This window comes from Bradyrhizobium huanghuaihaiense (genome assembly GCF_025200885.1).
Lineage (GTDB): Bacteria > Pseudomonadota > Alphaproteobacteria > Rhizobiales > Xanthobacteraceae > Bradyrhizobium > Bradyrhizobium huanghuaihaiense.
In genome coordinates this window covers 3,747,874-3,764,894 of sequence record NZ_CP104172.1, presented here as the reverse complement: position 1 = coordinate 3,764,894, position 17,021 = coordinate 3,747,874, and the positions used below count along the sequence as shown (strand labels likewise).

The 17,021-nt window shown below is 65.9% G+C and carries 17 protein-coding genes and 1 tRNA gene; 8 read left to right on the top strand and 10 right to left on the bottom strand.

Features of this window, described 5'->3' with window-relative positions; all coding sequences use genetic code 11:
* Positions 1 to 93: 93 nt before the first annotated feature.
* Complete coding sequence (locus N2603_RS17885; protein WP_260389803.1) at positions 94 to 2,505, bottom strand: ATP-binding protein; 2,412 nt, start codon at positions 2,503 to 2,505, stop codon at positions 94 to 96.
* Positions 2,506 to 2,835: 330 nt separating this feature from the next.
* On the opposite strand from N2603_RS17885, the gene N2603_RS17880 reads away from it, so the two are divergent.
* Positions 2,836 to 3,549 (top strand): substrate-binding periplasmic protein, encoded by a 714-nt coding sequence (locus N2603_RS17880; protein ID WP_260389802.1) that lies wholly within the window; start codon positions 2,836 to 2,838, stop codon positions 3,547 to 3,549.
* A 10-nt stretch (positions 3,550 to 3,559) separates the two neighbouring features.
* On the opposite strand, the gene N2603_RS17875 is transcribed toward N2603_RS17880, so the two are convergent.
* Positions 3,560 to 3,763, bottom strand: a complete 204-nt coding sequence (locus tag N2603_RS17875; protein WP_018647172.1) for a hypothetical protein — start codon at positions 3,761 to 3,763, stop codon at positions 3,560 to 3,562.
* A gap of 26 nt (positions 3,764 to 3,789) precedes the next feature.
* Entirely contained in the window at positions 3,790 to 3,969 is a 180-nt protein-coding gene (locus N2603_RS17870; RefSeq protein WP_260389801.1) for a hypothetical protein, read from the bottom strand.
* A gap of 202 nt (positions 3,970 to 4,171) precedes the next feature.
* Here N2603_RS17870 and N2603_RS17865 point away from each other — a divergent pair, with 202 nt between their 5' ends.
* On the top strand, positions 4,172 to 4,552 hold the full coding sequence (locus tag N2603_RS17865; protein ID WP_026312655.1) for a YciI family protein: 381 nt from the start codon (positions 4,172 to 4,174) through the stop codon (positions 4,550 to 4,552).
* 9 nt (positions 4,553 to 4,561) lie between these two features.
* On the opposite strand, the gene N2603_RS17860 is transcribed toward N2603_RS17865, so the two are convergent.
* On the bottom strand, positions 4,562 to 5,152 hold the full coding sequence (locus N2603_RS17860) for a TMEM175 family protein (protein WP_026312654.1): 591 nt from the start codon (positions 5,150 to 5,152) through the stop codon (positions 4,562 to 4,564).
* A 129-nt stretch (positions 5,153 to 5,281) separates the two neighbouring features.
* Here N2603_RS17860 and N2603_RS17855 point away from each other — a divergent pair, with 129 nt between their 5' ends.
* Together N2603_RS17855 and N2603_RS17850 are read left to right on the top strand one after the other, a co-directional pair.
* Positions 5,282 to 7,339 (top strand): ATP-dependent helicase, encoded by a 2,058-nt coding sequence (locus tag N2603_RS17855; protein WP_260389800.1) that lies wholly within the window; start codon positions 5,282 to 5,284, stop codon positions 7,337 to 7,339.
* Positions 7,340 to 7,395: 56 nt separating this feature from the next.
* Positions 7,396 to 8,376, top strand: a complete 981-nt coding sequence (locus N2603_RS17850; RefSeq protein WP_260389799.1) for an NADPH:quinone oxidoreductase family protein — start codon at positions 7,396 to 7,398, stop codon at positions 8,374 to 8,376.
* Positions 8,377 to 8,414: 38 nt separating this feature from the next.
* Here N2603_RS17850 and N2603_RS17845 read toward each other — a convergent pair whose 3' ends face one another.
* The 3 genes from N2603_RS17845 to N2603_RS17835 are packed head-to-tail and all read right to left on the bottom strand — an operon-like array spanning position 8,415 to position 11,534.
* Entirely contained in the window at positions 8,415 to 9,662 is a 1,248-nt protein-coding gene (locus N2603_RS17845; RefSeq protein ID WP_260389798.1) for a metal-dependent hydrolase family protein, read from the bottom strand.
* A gap of 13 nt (positions 9,663 to 9,675) precedes the next feature.
* A complete protein-coding gene (locus N2603_RS17840; protein WP_260389797.1) occupies positions 9,676 to 10,179 on the bottom strand; it encodes a GAF domain-containing protein in 504 nt (167 codons plus the stop codon).
* Positions 10,176 to 11,534 (bottom strand): MFS transporter, encoded by a 1,359-nt coding sequence (locus N2603_RS17835; RefSeq protein WP_260389796.1) that lies wholly within the window; start codon positions 11,532 to 11,534, stop codon positions 10,176 to 10,178. The genes N2603_RS17840 and N2603_RS17835 overlap by 4 nt, the downstream gene beginning before the upstream one ends.
* A 112-nt stretch (positions 11,535 to 11,646) precedes the next feature.
* Here N2603_RS17835 and N2603_RS17830 point away from each other — a divergent pair, with 112 nt between their 5' ends.
* Positions 11,647 to 12,570 carry a LysR family transcriptional regulator gene (locus N2603_RS17830; RefSeq protein ID WP_260389795.1) on the top strand — a complete coding sequence of 308 codons (924 nt, stop codon included), beginning with the start codon at positions 11,647 to 11,649 and terminating at the stop codon, positions 12,568 to 12,570.
* Positions 12,571 to 12,706: 136 nt separating this feature from the next.
* A complete protein-coding gene (locus N2603_RS17825; protein WP_260389794.1) occupies positions 12,707 to 13,738 on the top strand; it encodes an LLM class flavin-dependent oxidoreductase in 1,032 nt (343 codons plus the stop codon).
* A gap of 9 nt (positions 13,739 to 13,747) precedes the next feature.
* Here N2603_RS17825 and rlmB read toward each other — a convergent pair whose 3' ends face one another.
* Positions 13,748 to 14,575 carry a 23S rRNA (guanosine(2251)-2'-O)-methyltransferase RlmB gene (gene rlmB, locus N2603_RS17820; protein WP_260389793.1) on the bottom strand — a complete coding sequence of 276 codons (828 nt, stop codon included), beginning with the start codon at positions 14,573 to 14,575 and terminating at the stop codon, positions 13,748 to 13,750.
* Between the two features lie 207 nt (positions 14,576 to 14,782).
* Between rlmB and N2603_RS17815 the strand changes: the two genes are divergently transcribed.
* A tRNA-Tyr gene (locus N2603_RS17815) sits at positions 14,783 to 14,868 on the top strand.
* A gap of 188 nt (positions 14,869 to 15,056) precedes the next feature.
* Here the strand turns inward: N2603_RS17815 and N2603_RS17810 are convergent.
* Both N2603_RS17810 and N2603_RS17805 read right to left on the bottom strand, forming a co-directional pair.
* Positions 15,057 to 15,542 (bottom strand): hypothetical protein, encoded by a 486-nt coding sequence (locus N2603_RS17810; protein ID WP_260389792.1) that lies wholly within the window; start codon positions 15,540 to 15,542, stop codon positions 15,057 to 15,059.
* 79 nt (positions 15,543 to 15,621) lie between these two features.
* Entirely contained in the window at positions 15,622 to 16,107 is a 486-nt protein-coding gene (locus N2603_RS17805) for a hypothetical protein (protein WP_018647160.1), read from the bottom strand.
* Positions 16,108 to 16,413: 306 nt separating this feature from the next.
* Between N2603_RS17805 and N2603_RS17800 the strand changes: the two genes are divergently transcribed.
* Entirely contained in the window at positions 16,414 to 16,866 is a 453-nt protein-coding gene (locus N2603_RS17800) for a hypothetical protein (RefSeq protein WP_260389791.1), read from the top strand.
* Positions 16,867 to 17,021: the final 155 nt, after the last annotated feature.

Sequence of the window (17,021 nt, the reverse complement as noted above, 5' to 3'; positions counted from 1 at the left end):
TGGCATCGGGGCGTTCTCAGCCCTGGACCAGCGAGCAAGAAATCGGGCGCGACGGGGCCTCCCCGCCGCGCCTTTTTCGTGCGCCGGCGCCGCTCAGGCCGGCGGCTCGCCCGCAAGGACCTCGCGAATCTTCTCCGACAGCTCCGACTTGCGGTATGGCTTCTGAAGCAGCGCCACGCCGGGATCGAGATGCCCTTCATGGACGATGGTGTCGTCGGTATAGCCGGAGGTGTAGAGCACCTTCACCCCCGGCCGGCGGAGTCGGACGGCCTCGGCCAATTCCCGGCCATTCATGCCGCCGGGCATGATGATGTCCGTGAACAGGAGATCGAATTTGGCGCCCTGGTCGACCAGTGCAAGCGCGGATGCGCCGTCGCCGGCAGCGAGCGTGCGATAGCCGAGGCTGCCGAGCTGGGCGATGACATAGCCCTGCACCAGCGGATCGTCCTCGACCACGAGGATCGTCTCATGCCCGCGCGCTGCGGCGAGCGCGTGAACCGGCGCCGTCTTGGCCGGCGCCTCGCCCTCCGACCGCGGCAGGAACAAGCGCACCACCGTGCCGCGCCCCTCCTCGCTCTCGATCGCGACGGTGCCGCCGGTCTGGCGGGCGAAGCCGTAGACCATGCTGAGCCCGAGGCCGGTGCCGCGGCCGACGCCCTTGGTGGTGAAGAACGGCTCGAACACGCGCTCACGGATGTCGGCCGGAATGCCGTGGCCGGTGTCGCTGACTGCGACCATCACGAAGGCGCCGCGGACGACATCGCCCTCGTCGGCCCCTTCCGTGCCGTCGAGCTCCCGGTTCGCGGTCTCGAGCATCAGCCTGCCGCCGCCGGGCATCGCGTCACGCGCGTTGACCGCGAGATTGACGATCGCGGACGAAAGCTGCGACGGATCGACCATCGCCGACCAGGCGTCGTCCGCGAGCCGGGTCACGATCTCGACGTGCTCGCCCAGGATCGGCTTCAGCAGCTTTGCGGTCTCCAGCACGAGGGCGTTGACGTCGATCTCGCGCGGCTCGAGCGGCTGGCGCCGCGCGAAGGTCAGGAGCTGCGAGGTGATCTCGGCGCCGCGTGTGGCGGCATCGTCGATGAGCTGCGCGATGGCGGCGAACTGGGGCCTGTCCGCGAGCCCCTCCTGGATGATCTCGATGGTGCCGGTGATGACGGTGAGCACGTTGTTGAAGTCATGCGCGACGCCGCCGGTGAGCTGGCCGATCGCGTCCATCTTCTGGGATTGGCGAAGCCGCTCCTCGGTCTCGTGCTGCGCGGTGAGGTCGGTGGCGGAGCCGCGATAGCCCATGAAGCGTCCATCTGACGCGAACACCGGCTGGCCGTTGACGCTGAAATGGCGCACGCGTCCGCTCGCATCACGGCCGCGATATTCGAACTTCCGGAACGGCTCGTGACGATCGAGCATCGCCACGTGCGCGCGCCATTTCTCCGGCTCGGCGTCGTGGTCGAAAGCGGCGTCGATGCGGCGCTTGCCGATCAGCGCCTTGTGGTCCATGCCGAAGGCGCCAGCCCGCTCCGATATGTAGGTGAACCGATGATCCGGTCCGGTTTCCCAGAACCAGTCGGACGCGGTCTCGGCGTAGTCGCGGAAGCGCTGCTCGCTCGCGCGCGCGTCTTCTTCGGCGCTGCGGCGGATCTTCAGGTCACGCTCGAGATTGGCGTTGGCCTCGCGCAGCTCGCCATAAGCGCGCCCGAGATTGGCGCACATGGCATTGAAGGCGACGACCACCTTGTCGAGCTCGTCGGGATCGTAGGTCGGACGGCGCTCCAGGTGCAAAGCCGGCGGCGGCCGCGCCAGATTGTACTTGCTGACGAAGTCGGCGATGGCAACCAGATGCCGCGTCACCAGCAGGTGGAACATGTAGATGATGAACAGCGAGACGAGAAACGTCTTCGCCGCCTGGCTCGCCAGGATGATCAAGGCACGGTTCATCAATTGCTGGTAGACCTCGCTCAGCGTCGCCTCGACGTGAAGCACACCGATGGTGCGCACGGCCCCCTGCATAGTGGTGGTCAAAGGATAGTCGCGCGTCACGATCGAACGGGTGTTCGGCTCGCCGACCGCGACACGGATCGGATTGGGACGATCGGCGATCTCGCGCACTTCGGCGGCGCGGATGTCGGGCAGCCGTAGGATACCGTCGAGCAGGAGCCTGAGCTGGTTCTGATCGAGATTCCACAGGCTCTCGCCAAGGCTGCCGGTGGTGCTGCGGCCGATCTCGTCGAGCCGCGTCTCGATGACGCCGACCTCTCGGTTGTAGTCGAGATAGAGCTGAAGCGCGGTCAGCACCAGCGTGACGACCGAGGAGAACAGCAGCACGGCGGCCAGCAGGCGCGGCCCGACGCCGCTGCGCGACCAGTTGAAGATCCGCGACAGCAGCGCTCCGATCATCGCCGGCGCGAATGCCGCGCCGATCCCGCTCAAATCCTGCTTCGCGGCTGCCGGGGCGACGGCGCGGCTGCGCTTGGAATCCTCATTGCCTGAGTTACCCATGCACCATGTCCCGGAAATGGCGGCACTGCTCCGGCCGGCCGGCCGTGGCCGCGAGCAATTCGACAGTTGAGATTCTCTTCACGCGAGGCGCGTTGCAATCCTGTCGGCCCATGGGCGGCTTGAGGTCGGCAGGGTCATATCTTGCGCCCAGCAGCAGGATTCCCGCGCAAGCTACCACTTCGCGTGCTAGAATGACATCGGTGAAAGTCCGGAGTCGCCTCACCTCGCAGGCGAGCGTTGATCGTTACGGCCGGGCTCCCGCGCGACCCCCGGTAGATCGCGCGAGCCTCCGAATCCAGCGGTAGCAAGGCCCGACCAAGGAGAAGCGTGATGTGGCGGATTGCCGTCGCCTGGCTGTCTTTGCTCGCAGCCGCTCCATCGCAGGCGCAGGACCTGATCCGGCTGGCGCGCATCGCCGACATCCCCGATCAATATGTCGGCGGCGAGATGCTGCGGGCTGTCTACGCCAAGCTGAACATCAAGCTCGAATTCGAGGACGTTCCCGGCAAGCGGGCGCTCGCACTGTCGAGCGCGGGCGAGGTCGACGGCGAGATCCAGCGGATCGGGACGCTCTCCCGTGACTATCCGACGCTGGTCCAGGTCACGCCGGCGATCAACTACCTCGAGCCCGCGGTGTTCACGACGAAGCTCCATTTCGATGTCGCCGGTTGGGATTCAATTCGAGACTACAGCATCGGCATCGTCCGCGGCGTCGGCTCATCGGAGGCCGGCACGCGCGGCATGGCCCGCGTCACGGCGACAACCAGTCTGGAGAGCATGATCAAGATGCTCGACGCCGATCGCTTCGACGTGATGGTCACCGACCTCTTCAGCGGGCTCGTCGCCGTGAGGAAGCTCAACCTCCAGGCCAGGATCTACCCGCTCTCGCCTCCGCTCGGGCGCATCCATATCTATCACTATCTGCACGAACGCCATCGCGCCCTGGTGCCTGAGGTCGGCAAGGTGATCGCGCAGATGGAGGCGAGCGGCGAACTGGCAACGCTGCGTGAGAGGCTGGTCAAGCAGATCCTGAGCGCACCGTAACGGTGCCGGCTCAGGTTGCGCGAAGCCGTTCGCGAAAGGCGACGGCGGCAATCAGTACGCCGACGCACCAGGCCACCACTGCCCGGTGAGGCTCTTCGCCGAGCAGCACGGTGAATATGCTGGTGATCAGGCATGGCGCGATCGCGCTACCGTTCCGGCTCGCCAGCGAGAGCAGGAACGGCATCGCAGCAATCGATATTTGCAGGACGCTCATTCGCGAAGCCTGTCTCGCCAGAGACTTCAGAAGCCGCAGACATTGCGCGGGTGCTTGCCGCGGCGGCTCTCGACAATGCGCTCGCCACCATTCTCGGCCGAGCTGCCGTAATAACGGTGGTGACCGCTCTGGTCGTGCAGATCGGCCGGCGCCGATTGGGCCGCCCGCCGCGCGTCGCAGATGATCTTGATGGACTGACCCGACATTGCCGCCTCCAAATTCCTCAGCCTTCTTGGTGGTCATCAGTCGCATCGGCTTCAGGCGGCGTTCACACCGGCCGGTCGCAATCGGGTTTCAGGATGGTTTCGTCGAGGCCTGCGCGACGCAATATTTTGTTGAGGGGGATTGTCGGCCGCGGGCATGGTGGTACGTCCTTTGGACGCGCGCAGCAAAATCAACGAGGTGACGATGTTTTACGCGATCCTGGCCTATCATGTGGAAGACGAGCTTTTGTCCTGGACGCCGGAGCAGGATGCCGCGGTGGTGGCCAAAGTCATCGAGGTTCAGGCGCCGCTGCGGGCCAGCGGCCACCTTGGGCCCGCCGCCCGCCTGGACGACACAAAAAAGGCTCGCACCTTGCGCGGCCCCGGCGCGGGCATGGTGCTGGACGGCCCGTTTGCCGAGACCAAGGAGCAGCTTCTCGGCTTCCACCTCGTCGAATACGATACGGATGAGGAGGCGATCGCCGCGGCGCGGAAGCTGCGCGAGGTCAACCCGACCGCGGTCTACGAAATCCGCCCGGTCAAGCTTTACGTGCCGTCCGATGGGTTCGGCGCGACAAAGGGGTGAGCCAGCGTCTTACACGTCCGTCCTGGCCGGCGCGGCATAGAAGCGCTGGATTAGCAGCCCGCCGAAAGCGATGAACCATACGAAAGGCGCGACATGCGGCGCGAATGCCGCCACGATCGTGCCCGGGATGAACACGAGCAGCGGAAACAGCGAGGCCATGATCTCGTGGCGCCAGCCGCCGAGAATGGTCCACCACAGCCAGGCATTGAGCCCGGCGATCGCGGTCAGATGCAAACCGTAGAGCACGGCGACCGCACTGCTCATGCCGTAATTGGTGTAAAGGCCGTTGGTGACCGGCAGCAGCACGATCGAGAGCAGGAAGAACAGGTTGAGGATCACCACGCCGCGGCTGCCGACCGGCTGGCGCGCCAGCCGCCGGTGATGACTGATCCAGAACACGCCGGCGATGATGAAGCTGAGCGCGAGGCCGGCGAGCTTGCCGGAATAGACCTGGGCAAGATCGCTCCAGCCGGGTGCGCTGGTGAAGACGGCGGCCTTGGGCAGATCGTAGGCCAGAAGCGTCATGGCGACGCCGAAAATGGTGTTGCTGAGCGACTCCAGCCGTCGCATCTCGAATTGGTCGGGCTTGAGCTCGGTCATGCCGGGCATGCTCTTCTCGGGCTGGAACCTTGGGCCGCCTTTCCCCCTAAATCCTAATTCCGGTTCCGTCCAGCCGCATTGCGATTCGCGCCGGGATCGCCGACTCTTGGCCTTTCACCGGGGCGATTCGTGGCAACATATCTGGACACGCTCAATGCGGAGCAGCGCCGCGCCGTCGAGCATGGCGTGGCCGATGGCGCGACCGTGGGAAGCCCCCTGCTCGTCATTGCCGGCGCCGGCTCCGGCAAGACCAACACCCTGGCGCACCGGGTCGCGCATCTGATCGTTGCGGGTGCCGACCCGCGCCGCATCCTGTTGATGACGTTCTCCCGCCGTGCCGCAGCCGAGATGGCCGGCCGGGTCGAGCGTATCGCCCGCAAGGTGTTAGGGGAGAACAACGCCGCGATCATGCGCGACGCGCTCACCTGGGCCGGCACCTTCCACGGCATCGGCGCGCGGCTCCTGCGCGAATATGCCGAGCGGATCGGTGTCGATCCCGCCTTCACCATCCACGACCGCGAGGATTCCGCCGACCTGATGAACCTGGTCCGGCACGAGCGCGGCCTGTCGAAGACCGAGAGCCGCTTTCCGGCCAAGGGCACCTGCCTGTCGATCTACTCGCGCTGCGTCAACGCCGAGATGGAGATCGAGAAGGTGCTGGGGGTACACTATCCCTGGTGCGCCGGCTGGGCGGCCGAGCTGAAGGGCCTGTTCGCGGCTTACGTCGAGGCCAAGCAGGCCCAGCACGTGCTCGATTACGACGATTTGCTGCTGTACTGGTCGCAGATGATGAGCGATGCGCTGATCGCCGACGAGATCGGCGGCCGCTTCGATCACGTCCTGGTCGACGAATATCAGGACACCAACCGCCTGCAATCCTCGATCCTGCTGGCGCTGAAGCCCGACGGACGCGGCCTCACCGTCGTCGGCGACGATGCGCAGTCGATCTATTCGTTCCGCGCCGCCACCGTGCGCAACATCCTGGATTTTCCGCAAAGCTTCTCGCCCCGCGCGGAAATGATCACGCTCGACCGCAATTACCGCTCGACGCAAGCGGTGCTGGCGGCCGCCAACGGCGTCATTGGCCTCGCGCGTGAGCGCTTCACAAAAAATCTCTGGACCGACCGCACCGCCGGACAGAGGCCGCAGCTCGTCACGGTGCACGACGAGGCCGACCAGGCCCGCTTCATCGTCGAGGCTGTGCTGGCCAACCGCGAGCAAGGCGCGCTGCTCAAGCACCAGGCGGTGCTGTTCCGGACGTCTTCGCATTCGGGGCCACTCGAGATCGAGCTGACCCGCCGCAACATCCCGTTCGTGAAATTCGGCGGGCTGAAATTCCTCGATGCTGCCCACGTCAAGGACGTGCTGGCCTTGCTGCGCTTCGCCGAAAATCCGCGCGACCGCGTCGCCGGTTTCCGCATCCTGCATCTGTTGCCCGGCATCGGCCCCGCGACGGCGCAGCGCGTGCTCGACCAGATGGCGGAGAGCATGGACCCACTGCACGCACTCGGCCAGCTCCCGGCACCGCCGCGCACGGGCACGGACTGGACCGACTTCGTCCGCACGGTCGAAAACCTGCGCTATTCGGAATGGCCTGTAGATCTCGAGCGCGTCCGGCTCTGGTACGAGCCGCATCTGGATCGCATCCACGAGGATTCCGAGACGCGCCGCGCCGATCTGATGCAGCTCGAGCAGATCGCCAGCGGCTATTCCTCGCGCGAAAAATTCCTGACCGAGCTCACGCTCGATCCGCCGGATGCGACCAGCGACAAATCAGGTCCACCCTTGCGCGACGAGGATTACCTGATCCTCTCCACCGTCCACTCCGCCAAGGGCCAGGAGTGGAAGTCGGTGTTCGTGCTCAACGTCGTCGACGGCTGCATGCCATCCGATCTCGGCGCCGGCACCAGCGCCGAGATCGAGGAGGAGCGCCGCCTGCTCTATGTCGCGATGACCCGCGCCAAGGACGATCTCCACCTCGTCGTGCCGCAGCGTTTCTTCGTCCACGGCCAGGGCGCCAAGGGCGACCGCCACGTCTACGCCTCGCGCACCCGCTTCATCCCGGAATCCCTGGTCTATCTGTTCGAGCGCACAGCCTGGCCGAAGGCCGCTCCGGGCGCGGCGCGCACCGCGGCGCAAGGGCCGAAGATCGACATCGGAGCCAAGATGCGCGGGATGTGGCGGTAGACACAAGAGGCTGGTCCAGGAACCTGTTAGAGTAACCGGAACAACAGGGATCCGACATGAAAGCCGTCGTCGTCGAACAATACGCGCCCATCGATCAAATCGAGCTGAAGGATATTCCTCATCCGCTCATGGAGCCCGGACAACTACGCATTCGGGTGGAGGCAGCGGGAATCGGATTTGTCGATAGCTTAAAGATCCAAGGCCTCTATCAAACCAAGGACCCCCTTCCCTTCATCCCCGGAACGGAGTTCGCAGGGATCGTGGACGAAGCCCCGGGCAGGCCGGGAGGTTATCAACCCGGCATGCGCGTGATGGGGATGACGCGCTCGGGCGCGCTTGCCGAAGAGATCGTCGTCACGCCCGCGGCGCTCTATCCCCTGCCGGACGGCGTCGCGGCCGAGGTCGCCGCCTCGTTTCGCGCCAATTACCTGACCGCGCTCTATGCGCTCAGTACACGCGCCTCGCTCTGCGCAGGCGAACAGCTTCTGGTGCTGGGCGCCGCTGGCGGTACGGGGATCGCGGCGGTGCAGATCGGCAAGCTGCTCGGCGCCCGCGTGATCGCAGCGGCATCGACACCGGACAAGCGCGAGTTCGCGCAACAACACGGCGCCGACGCTGTGATCGACTACACGCAGACCGGCTGGCGCGACACGCTGAAGGAGTTGACTGGAGGACACGGCGCCGACGTGATCTTCGATCCGGTCGGCGGCGAAATCTCGGTGCAGGCCTTTCGCTCGATCGCCTGGCGCGGACGCCATCTGGTGGTTGGCTTCGCCGCCGGTGCCATCCCCGCGCTGCCGTTCAATCTGCCGCTGCTGAAAGGTGGCGCCCTGCTCGGCGTCGACCTCGCGCAGATTCCAACGCGCGAGCCCGAGGTGCAGAAGCGCCTGATGTCGGAACTGACGGGCTGGCTGGCCGAGGGCAAGCTCAAGCCTGTAGTCGGTCGCGTCTTTGCGCTGGACGATTTCCGGGAAGCGTTCAGGACCATGCAGACGCGCGGGGCGCTCGGTAAGATGGTCGTACGCATCTCGAAATAGGACGCATCGGCGCGCGGATGCGCGGGATGTGGCGGTGATTACGCGCCCAGCCTGTCGAACTGGACCTTCCCCGCCTTCATCACCAACGGGATGTGCTCGCCCTGGCCGAGCAGGCAGGCGACGTCGCGTAGCGGGTTGCCGTCGACGACCAGCAGGTCCGCCAGCGCCTCGGGCACGATGCGGCCGAGCTTGCCCTCCATGCCGAGCACCTCGGCGCCGATCAATGTCGCGCTGGCGATGACGGCGCGCGGGCCGAGGATCTCGGCGCGAATGCGGAATTCGTCGCTCTGCAGGCGCTGCGACGGCCCGAGCAGGTCGCTGCCAAACCCCATCTTCACGCCGGCGTCGCGATAGATCGCGAGCGAGCGCAGGCCGGCGTCGCGGACATCGGCGATCTTGGCCACGCTCTCCGGCGGCAGGCCATATTGGGCGCCCTCGTTGGCCAGCGCCTCGTAGGTGACGAGCGTCGGCACCACATAGGCACCCTGCTCGGCCATCAGCCGCGCGGTCGGAGCATCAACCAGATTTCCGTGCTCGATGGTGCGCACGCCGCAGCGGACCGCGCGCTCGATCGCCGCAGCGGTGTAGGCGTGGGCAAGCACATAGGTCTGGCGCCCGCGCGCCTCCTCGACGATGGCGCGGATCTCGTCCTCGGAGTAGCCGAAGGCGCCGACCGGATCGGTCGGTGACGCGACGCCGCCGGAGGCCATGATCTTGATCTGGTCGGCTCCCATCTGGAGCTCTTCGCGCGCGGCCTTGCGCACACCGTCGACACCGTCGGCAACGCGCGCCAGCGCGCCGACACGCACGCAGCAGGGACATGGCGCGTCGCTCGCGAGGTAATCCGAGCGCGCCCGCATGTCGCCGTGGCCGCCGGTCTGGCTGAGCGCGCGGCCGGAGACGAACAGGCGAGGACCGTCGGTCAGGCCGGTGTCGATCGCCTGCTTCAGCGCATGGCCGGCGCCGCCGGCATCGCGGACGGTGGTGAAGCCACGCCGCAGCATGCCGCGCAAGAGCAGCGTCGAGCGTAGCGTTACCATCACGTTCGGCATGTGCACCTGCTGCGCCAGGTTGAGCTCGACCGCGATCGCGTGCACGTGAAGGTCGATCAGGCCGGGCATCAGCGTCTTGCCCTTGAGATCGATGGTGCGATCGGCGGTGACCTGGATCGGCCGGTCCGAGACCTCCTTGATCAGATTGTCTTCGACCAGCACGTGCTGTCCCTCCAGCAGGTCCGGCTGGAGCGGGTCGAGCAGAGCGGCGTTCTTGAAGAGGATGCTGGGCATCGCAACGGTCCTGTCAGAGATCGGCCGGCGCGAGCAACGCCGGCAAGGTGAGCTGGGCAAAGGGAAGGCACGCGGCGACATCATCTTCGCCGTACCAGCCCGCCTCGTGAAGCAGATTGAGCGAGCCGAGCGTGCGCCCGCGCCAGCGCACGGGCATGTTGAGCACGCTCTCGCAGCCGAGCGAGGCGATCAGCTCATGGTCGGAGAAGACGGTGCGCAGATCGTCCCGCGTATAGCCGATATAGGCCTCGCCACGGTCGAGCACGGCTTCGGTCCACGGGCCCGGTGCGAGGCGCTTGCGTCCGCCGGTCGGATACGGACCGGGCAGATTGGAGTAGAGCCGCGCCACCTCGCCGGTCGCCTCGTCATAGGTGAGGATCGTGAACAGCTTGTGTCCGATCGCCGACTTCATGGCTTGGTCCAGCGCCACGAACAGCGCATCCGGTTGATCCGCCCTGCCCTGCGCCGCCGCGACGGCGCAGAGCAACGGATCAGCCGTAACTTTCGGCCGGGTCATGCAACTTCACCCGCCGCGATCTCCTCAAGCGAGCGGCCGCGGGTCGGCACGCCCATCAGCACGACCGTCACAGCCCCGAGCACGAGCACGGTGGTGGTGATGCCGAACACGCCGGCAAAGCCGAAGTTCGGATAGAGATAGCCGACCAGGATCGGCGACACGATCGCGCCGATGCGGCCGATCGCCGACGCAAGGCCTGCGCCCGTGGTTCTCACCGGCGTCGGGAACACTTCGGCGGTGTAGGCATAGACGCCTGCATAGGTGCCGTTCATGAAGAAGGACAGGAGAATTCCCGCCGCCATGATCTGCTGATCGCTCTGTGCGAAGGCAAGCCCGAGCGCGCTGGCGCCGCCGAGCACCATGTAGGTCGCGATCGTCGCCTGCCGGCCAATGCGCTCGTTGAAATACGCGGCGCTGAAATAGCCGGGAATCTGCGCGCAATAGATCGCGATCGAATAGGCGAAGCTCTTGGTGATGCTCATGCCGTTCTGGACCAGCAGGCCGGGGATCCAGACGAAGAAGGAATAATAGCTGAAGGTGATCGCCAGCCACATGATCCAGGTCATGATGGTGATGCGCGCCTGCCGGCCCGCCAGAAGCGCGGCGAAATTGGCGAGCAGCGTCCCGCCTGTTCCTGTGGGCGCCGCGGCCTCGACCACCGGCGGCGGCAGGGCATGGCCCTCGCGCGCAAAGCCCGCCTCTATCCTGTCCAACAAGGCTTCGGCTTCCTTGGCTCTGCCCCGGCTTTCGAGCCAGCGCGGCGATTCCGGCAGCGCCCTGCGCCACCACAGCAGCATGACGACCGGCACTGCCGTGATCACCAGCACGATGCGCCAGCCGTTGTCGGTGGTGGGAACGATGAAGTAGCCGAGCAAGGCTGCGGCGACGAAGCCGAAAGAGAAGAATCCGGCGAGCGCGCCGGTGAAGCTGCCGCGGTAACGCCGCGCCACGAACTCCGCGAGATAAGGTGCGATGATCGCACTCTCCGCGCCGGTGCCCATGCCGGCTACGACGCGCGCGGCGAAGAAGGACGGCCATGTGTCGACCATCGCGCTGACGATGGAGGCCGCGCAATACAGCGCCAGCGCCGACATCATCACCGCGCGGCGGCCGATCAGATCGCCCAGCGTGCCCGCCAGCAACGCTCCGAACAGAAAGCCGATATAGGTGCTGCTGCCGAGCACGCCGATCTGCACGCTCGTCAGATTCCACGCCGTGCGCAGCACCGGCAGGATGAAGGCCAGCACCGCCGCGTCCATCGCGTCGAACATGTAGCCGAGCCCGCCCATCAGCAGCAGATGCGTGTGGAAGCGTGCGAACGGAAGGCGCTCGATGCGCGCCGATATCATCGACATGAAAGTCCCCCTCTGATGTCACGGGCCCGGCGCGCCGCTCGGGAGGGAACCATAGACAAAGTGACATTATCGTCATAATTTATAATCATGATCTGATATATCACTATGGTGAATGTTCGTGTCGTTCCGCGCGCTCGACCTCAACCTCCTGAAAGTCTTCGAGGCGCTGATGACCGAGGGCAGCGTCACGCGCGCGGCGAATGCGTTGCGGATGACCCAGCCCGCCGTCAGCAACGCGCTCGCGCGGCTGCGCGATGCGCTCGGCGATCCCCTGTTCGTGCGCGCCGGCACCGGCATCCGTCCGACCCAGCGCGCCGTGGTGCTGTGGGAGCCGATCGGCGAGGCCCTGGAAAGCGTCCGCGGTGCGCTCGACGAGCAGGTGTTCGATCCCGCACGTGCACAGACCGAATTCAGCCTGTCGATGTCGGACTACGTCTCCTCGCTGGTGATGCCGAACCTGCTCGCCCATCTCGGCAAGGTTGCGCCGAAGTCGCGCGTCCACACCGTGCCCAACACCGTCGTCGAGATCGCCGACCAGCTCGAGGACAACAGAGTGGACTGCGTGCTCAGCGTCTATGTCAACGAGGCGCAACAGCCGGCCGCCATTCGCTCGCGTTCGCTGTGGACGGTCGACTACGCCTGCTTCATGCGACGCGGCCATCCGCTCGCCGCCCAGAAACGGCTGAGCACGCGCACTTTCCTCAACGCGGGACATGTCGACGTGAGCCTCGCCGGCAAGACCATGCCGTCCTACGACCTCTTCCTCGCCTCGCGCGGCCTGTCGCGCAATCTGGTGGCCACCGTCAATCATTACAGCGCGGCCTATGAGGTCGTGCGCCAGTCCGACCTGATCGCCGTGCTGCCGAGCGACCTGCGCTCGCAATCAAGGCATGCGCCGCTCCTGCATGCGATGCCGCTTCCGCTCAAGGCGCCGCCGCGCATCGTCAGCCTGTTCTGGCACCAGCGCAACGACACCGTGCCGGCGCAGCGCTGGCTGCGCGAGACCCTGGTCGAGATGTTCGCCAGATCCGACTGAGCCCACCGGTTCGATGAAAAATCGGAAACGATGCCTTTCCCGGATCAGCATTGTCGGAGCCGCCTCCCCGCCATAGGTGCACGGCAACTATTTCCCTCCCATGACGGGCCTTTCGCGCCCCGCAGAGACCTCACCGATGACCGCACCGCTCGAATTCGGACTGGACACCTTTGGCGACGTCACCAGGGACGCCTCCGGCGCTATGCTTCCGCACGCCCAGGTGATCCGCAACGTCGTCGACGAAGCCGTGCTGGCCGACGAGCTCGGGCTCGACTTCATTGGCCTTGGCGAGCATCACCGCGCCGATTTCGCGATCTCCTCGCCGGAGACCGTGCTCGCCGCGATCGCTGCGCGCACAAAACACATCCATCTCGGCTCGGCCGTGACGGTGCTGAGCTCGGACGATCCGATCCGCGTGTTCCAGCGCTTTTCCACGCTGGATGCGCTCTCCAACGGGCGCGCCGAAGTGATCCTCGGCCGCGGCTCGTTCACCGAATCCTTTCCGCTGTTCGGCTTTGACCTGCGCAAATACGAAGAGCTGTTCGAGGAGAAGCTCGACCTGTTCGTGGCACTCTTGTCGCAGCAGCCGGTGACCTGGCAGGGCAAGCTGCGCCCGCCGCTGAAGGACCAGCTCGTCTATCCGCCGGTCGAGAACGGCACGCTCAAGACCTGGATCGGCGTCGGCGGCAGTCCGCAATCGGTGGTGCGCGCCGCACATTACGACCTCCCCCTGATGCTCGCGATCATCGGCGGTGATCCCGCGCGCTTTGCGCCTTACGTCGATCTCTATCACCGCGCCTTCAAGGAGTTCGGCCGCCCGGCGCAGCCGATCGGCGTGCACTCGCCCGGCTATGTCGCCGAGACGGATGCACAGGCGCGCGAGGAGCTGTGGCCCGATTACAAGGCCATGCGCGACCGCATCGGCAAGGAGCGCGGCTGGCCGCCGATGGGCCGCGACGAATTCGTCAGTGAGGCCGAGCACGGCTCGCTCTATGTCGGCTCGCCGGAGACCGTGGCGCGCAAGATCGCGAAGACCGCGAAGGCGCTCGGGATTTCGCGGTTCCAGCTGAAATATTCTGCCGGGCCGTTGCCGCACGAGAAGCTGATGAAGAGCATCGAGCTCTATGGGCGGAAGGTGGTGCCGCTGGTCCGCGAGATGATGGGGTAGCCCTCGAGGCTACTTCATCAGCCCAAGCCGGCTTGCGCCGACATAGAGCGAGAGTACGGCGGCGTTGGAGACGTTGAGGCTCTTGATCTCGCCCGGCATGTCGAGCCGCGCCACGACGCTGCAGGTCTCGCGGGTCAATTGCCTGAGGCCCTTGCCCTCGGCGCCGAGAACCAGCGCAAGCGGCTCGCGCAGTGCGACGTCCGAAAGGTTCTCGGTGCCTTCGCTGTCAAGGCCGACGGTCTGGAAGCCGCGCGCGTTGAGCGCGGTCAGCGCTCGGGCGAGGTTTTGCACGGTCACCATTGGCACCAGCTCAAGCGCACCCGAGGCGGCTTTCGCGAGCACGCCGGTGGCTTCCGGGCTGTGGCGCGCCGTAGTGACGATCGCCTTCACCGCGAAGGCTGCGGCCGAGCGCAGGATGGCCCCGACATTGTGCGGATCGGTGATCTGGTCGAGCACCAGCACCATGCCTTCCTGCTTCAGGGTCTCGATGTCGGGCGAAGGCAGCGGATCGGCTTCGGCGAGCAGGCCCTGATGCACGGCGTCGGGCGACAGCAGGCGGTCGATCTCCTGGGGCCGGACGATCTCGGGCGTGACGCGGGTCTCGATGTTCTCCTCCGCGAGCCGCCGGGCGGCGTTCTCGGTCAGCGTCAGCTTGCGGATCCGCCGCGCAGGATTGGCCAGAGCCATGGTGACGGTGTGCCAGCCATAGAGGATGACCGGCCCGTCGCCATGCGAATCGCGGTCGCGCCAAGCCGGGCGGCCGGCCGATTTTCCGGGCCTGTTGAAGGGCTTAGCCCCGCCGCGGGAGCCCTTCGGGGCGAATTTTTTGTCCTTCATGGGCTCGCTTGTGTCACGGGTGCCGGAATATGGCAATTTGGGTGCCTTCAGGGGCGATTTTAGCTGTTCGCCTCGGTTGACTTTGCCCCACCGCTTCGCCCATAAACGCGCCCGGTCGCGCCCCCATCCGGGCTGTCGCGGCCTTCACGTTCCATGGCCGTCTTCGGTCCGCCGGCAAGGTCCGGCCCGATTGTGCTGCCGTCGAGCGGGGGAGTGTCCCGAGTGGCAAAGGGAGCTGACTGTAAATCAGCCGCCTCATGGCTTCGCAGGTTCGAGTCCTGCCTCCCCCACCAGCCTTCGCTCGCTTCGCGAGCTACGGCTAGGCAAGCCAGTTCAGAACATCATTAAGCGAAGCGAGCGAAGGCTGCCACGCCGTAGCCGGTAGGCGTAGGCGGGCTGACGGCCAAGCGCAAAACAGAAAAGCAAAACGCCCGTCCGCATCGTGCGAACGGGCGCCTCGCAAATCTCAACCGATCAGAGATCAGTAATAGCGGCGCAGCACGCGGTGACCGCCGTAATACGGCGCGTGACGGTGGGCGTAGCCATAGCGCGGGCCGTAGCCGTAGTGCGTGCGCGGCAGATAGCCGTAGCGCGGGCCGTAGCCGTAGCGATACGGACGGTAGTACGGGCGGTGATAGGACGCGGCGCGATAGCCATAGCCATAGCCGTAGCCGTAATTGGCGGGCGCGACGACCGCGTCCTCACGATAGGTCGGATACGGCGCGAAGGCGCCCGGGCCGGTGTAGGTCGGGCCCTGGTTGACGTAATAGTACTGCGTGGTCGGCTCGGCGAGACGCTCATAGGCGCCGTAGCCGTAGCCATAACCATAGCCGCCGCAGCCGGTGTTGCAGCCGGTATAGACCGGTGCAACCGGCGCGCACGTGCTGAAGCCGCAGGCCGCGGCAGGCGCAGCCCCGACGAACATCACGGCAGCCGCCGCGACCAGTCCCGAAATCATTTGACGCATTACTCTCTCCTGTTGATTTCCGTTTGTTGGATTTTGTCTTGGATCTTGTCTTGGATCTTGTCTTGGATTTTGACGCTTCTTAACCCGGCGGCTTGCCGGGGATCTCTACGTGCGGCCGAGGCCGGGGCCGCCGCGGACGGTCGTTGATCTCAGGCGCGTAGATCACCGGCGGCGGATCGACAGGCACGTCCATCTGCGCCGGCAGCGGCGCGGACGACGCGCCCCAGCTCTGGTGGTAGCTCTCGGCAGGCTTGGGCAATTTGCGGTTCGCGGGCGGCTCGACCTCGAGCCGGCCGTAGCCGGGCCGCAAGCCGAGCGTCGGATAATAATGGCCGACGTCGGAGGGCTGCCGCTCGGCGATATAGCGTCCGCCATAGATCGTCGGCTGCACCTGGATGTTCTTGCCCAGGCCCCAGACACCTTCGACGACGGTGTAGGACGCATCGATGTTGTTGATGATGATGGGCACGCCGGGACGGCCGGGCACGACAATGTCGAAACCGCCGCCGGCCAACGCCGTCGCGGGCAGTCCGATCAGAATGGCAGCGAGCGCCACAGCGCGCATGAGAAGGCCCCGGTTATCCGGAACACAACCTATCCGATCGCAACAGGGAGAGGGTTAAGGCCTGCTCACCAAATTCCGGTAAGCCTAACGCGTAAGGATCGATGGCCGCTCAAATGCCGGAAGGCGCGCTAGCGAAGCGTTAACGCGGCGCAAACGCACGGCACGTGCCGGAGCGAGCAAGGTTGCGTGGCACAAACCTCACATCCTGGGCGGGCTCACGTCGATGTGACCCTGCAGGCGAGAATCCGCGGAACGACTGCCAGAGGTCGCACTTAGCACAGGTCTCAACAACATGGAGAAAATGCCATGACGAGCCCAAGGCTTCTTGGCTTGGCCGCAATCGTCGCGTCCACGCTGGCAACACCGGCCTTCGCGCAAACGACGGTCGACAATGCGGGCCGCTGCACAGGGCTATTCCAGGATCCCAATTGCCAGAATCTCGGTCCCGCCAATTCCACCACCGACCGCGCCTATCGCCGCCGCCACATGGCCCGCAACCAGGTGAATCCGAACGATGGACGGCAATCGGGCTTCTGGCCGCTCGATACGGCGGGCGCAGTGGCTGGCGCAGCGGTCGGAACCGCAGCAACGGTCGCCGCCGCGCCATTCCAGGGTTGGGGTAATTCCTACGCGAGCTACGACCGCGGCGGCGCCGGCTGGAACGGCAATTGGGACGCCTATGCGGCCCGTAACGGCATCGTCTGCAGGCCCGGCACCTGGGTCAAGGGCGAAGACGGCCGGCGGCACCTCTGCCAGTAAGGCCCTTCTCCATCGGGTTGAACGATTTCAGGCGGCCCAATGGGCCGCCTGTTTCATGCCGGTGCGATGCCGCCTTCGGGTTCTGGCACTTTCCACCCAAGTCTGATATTGCGGCGCGCACAGGCGGACAGCCCCGGCGCATGCCGGCCCTGCCC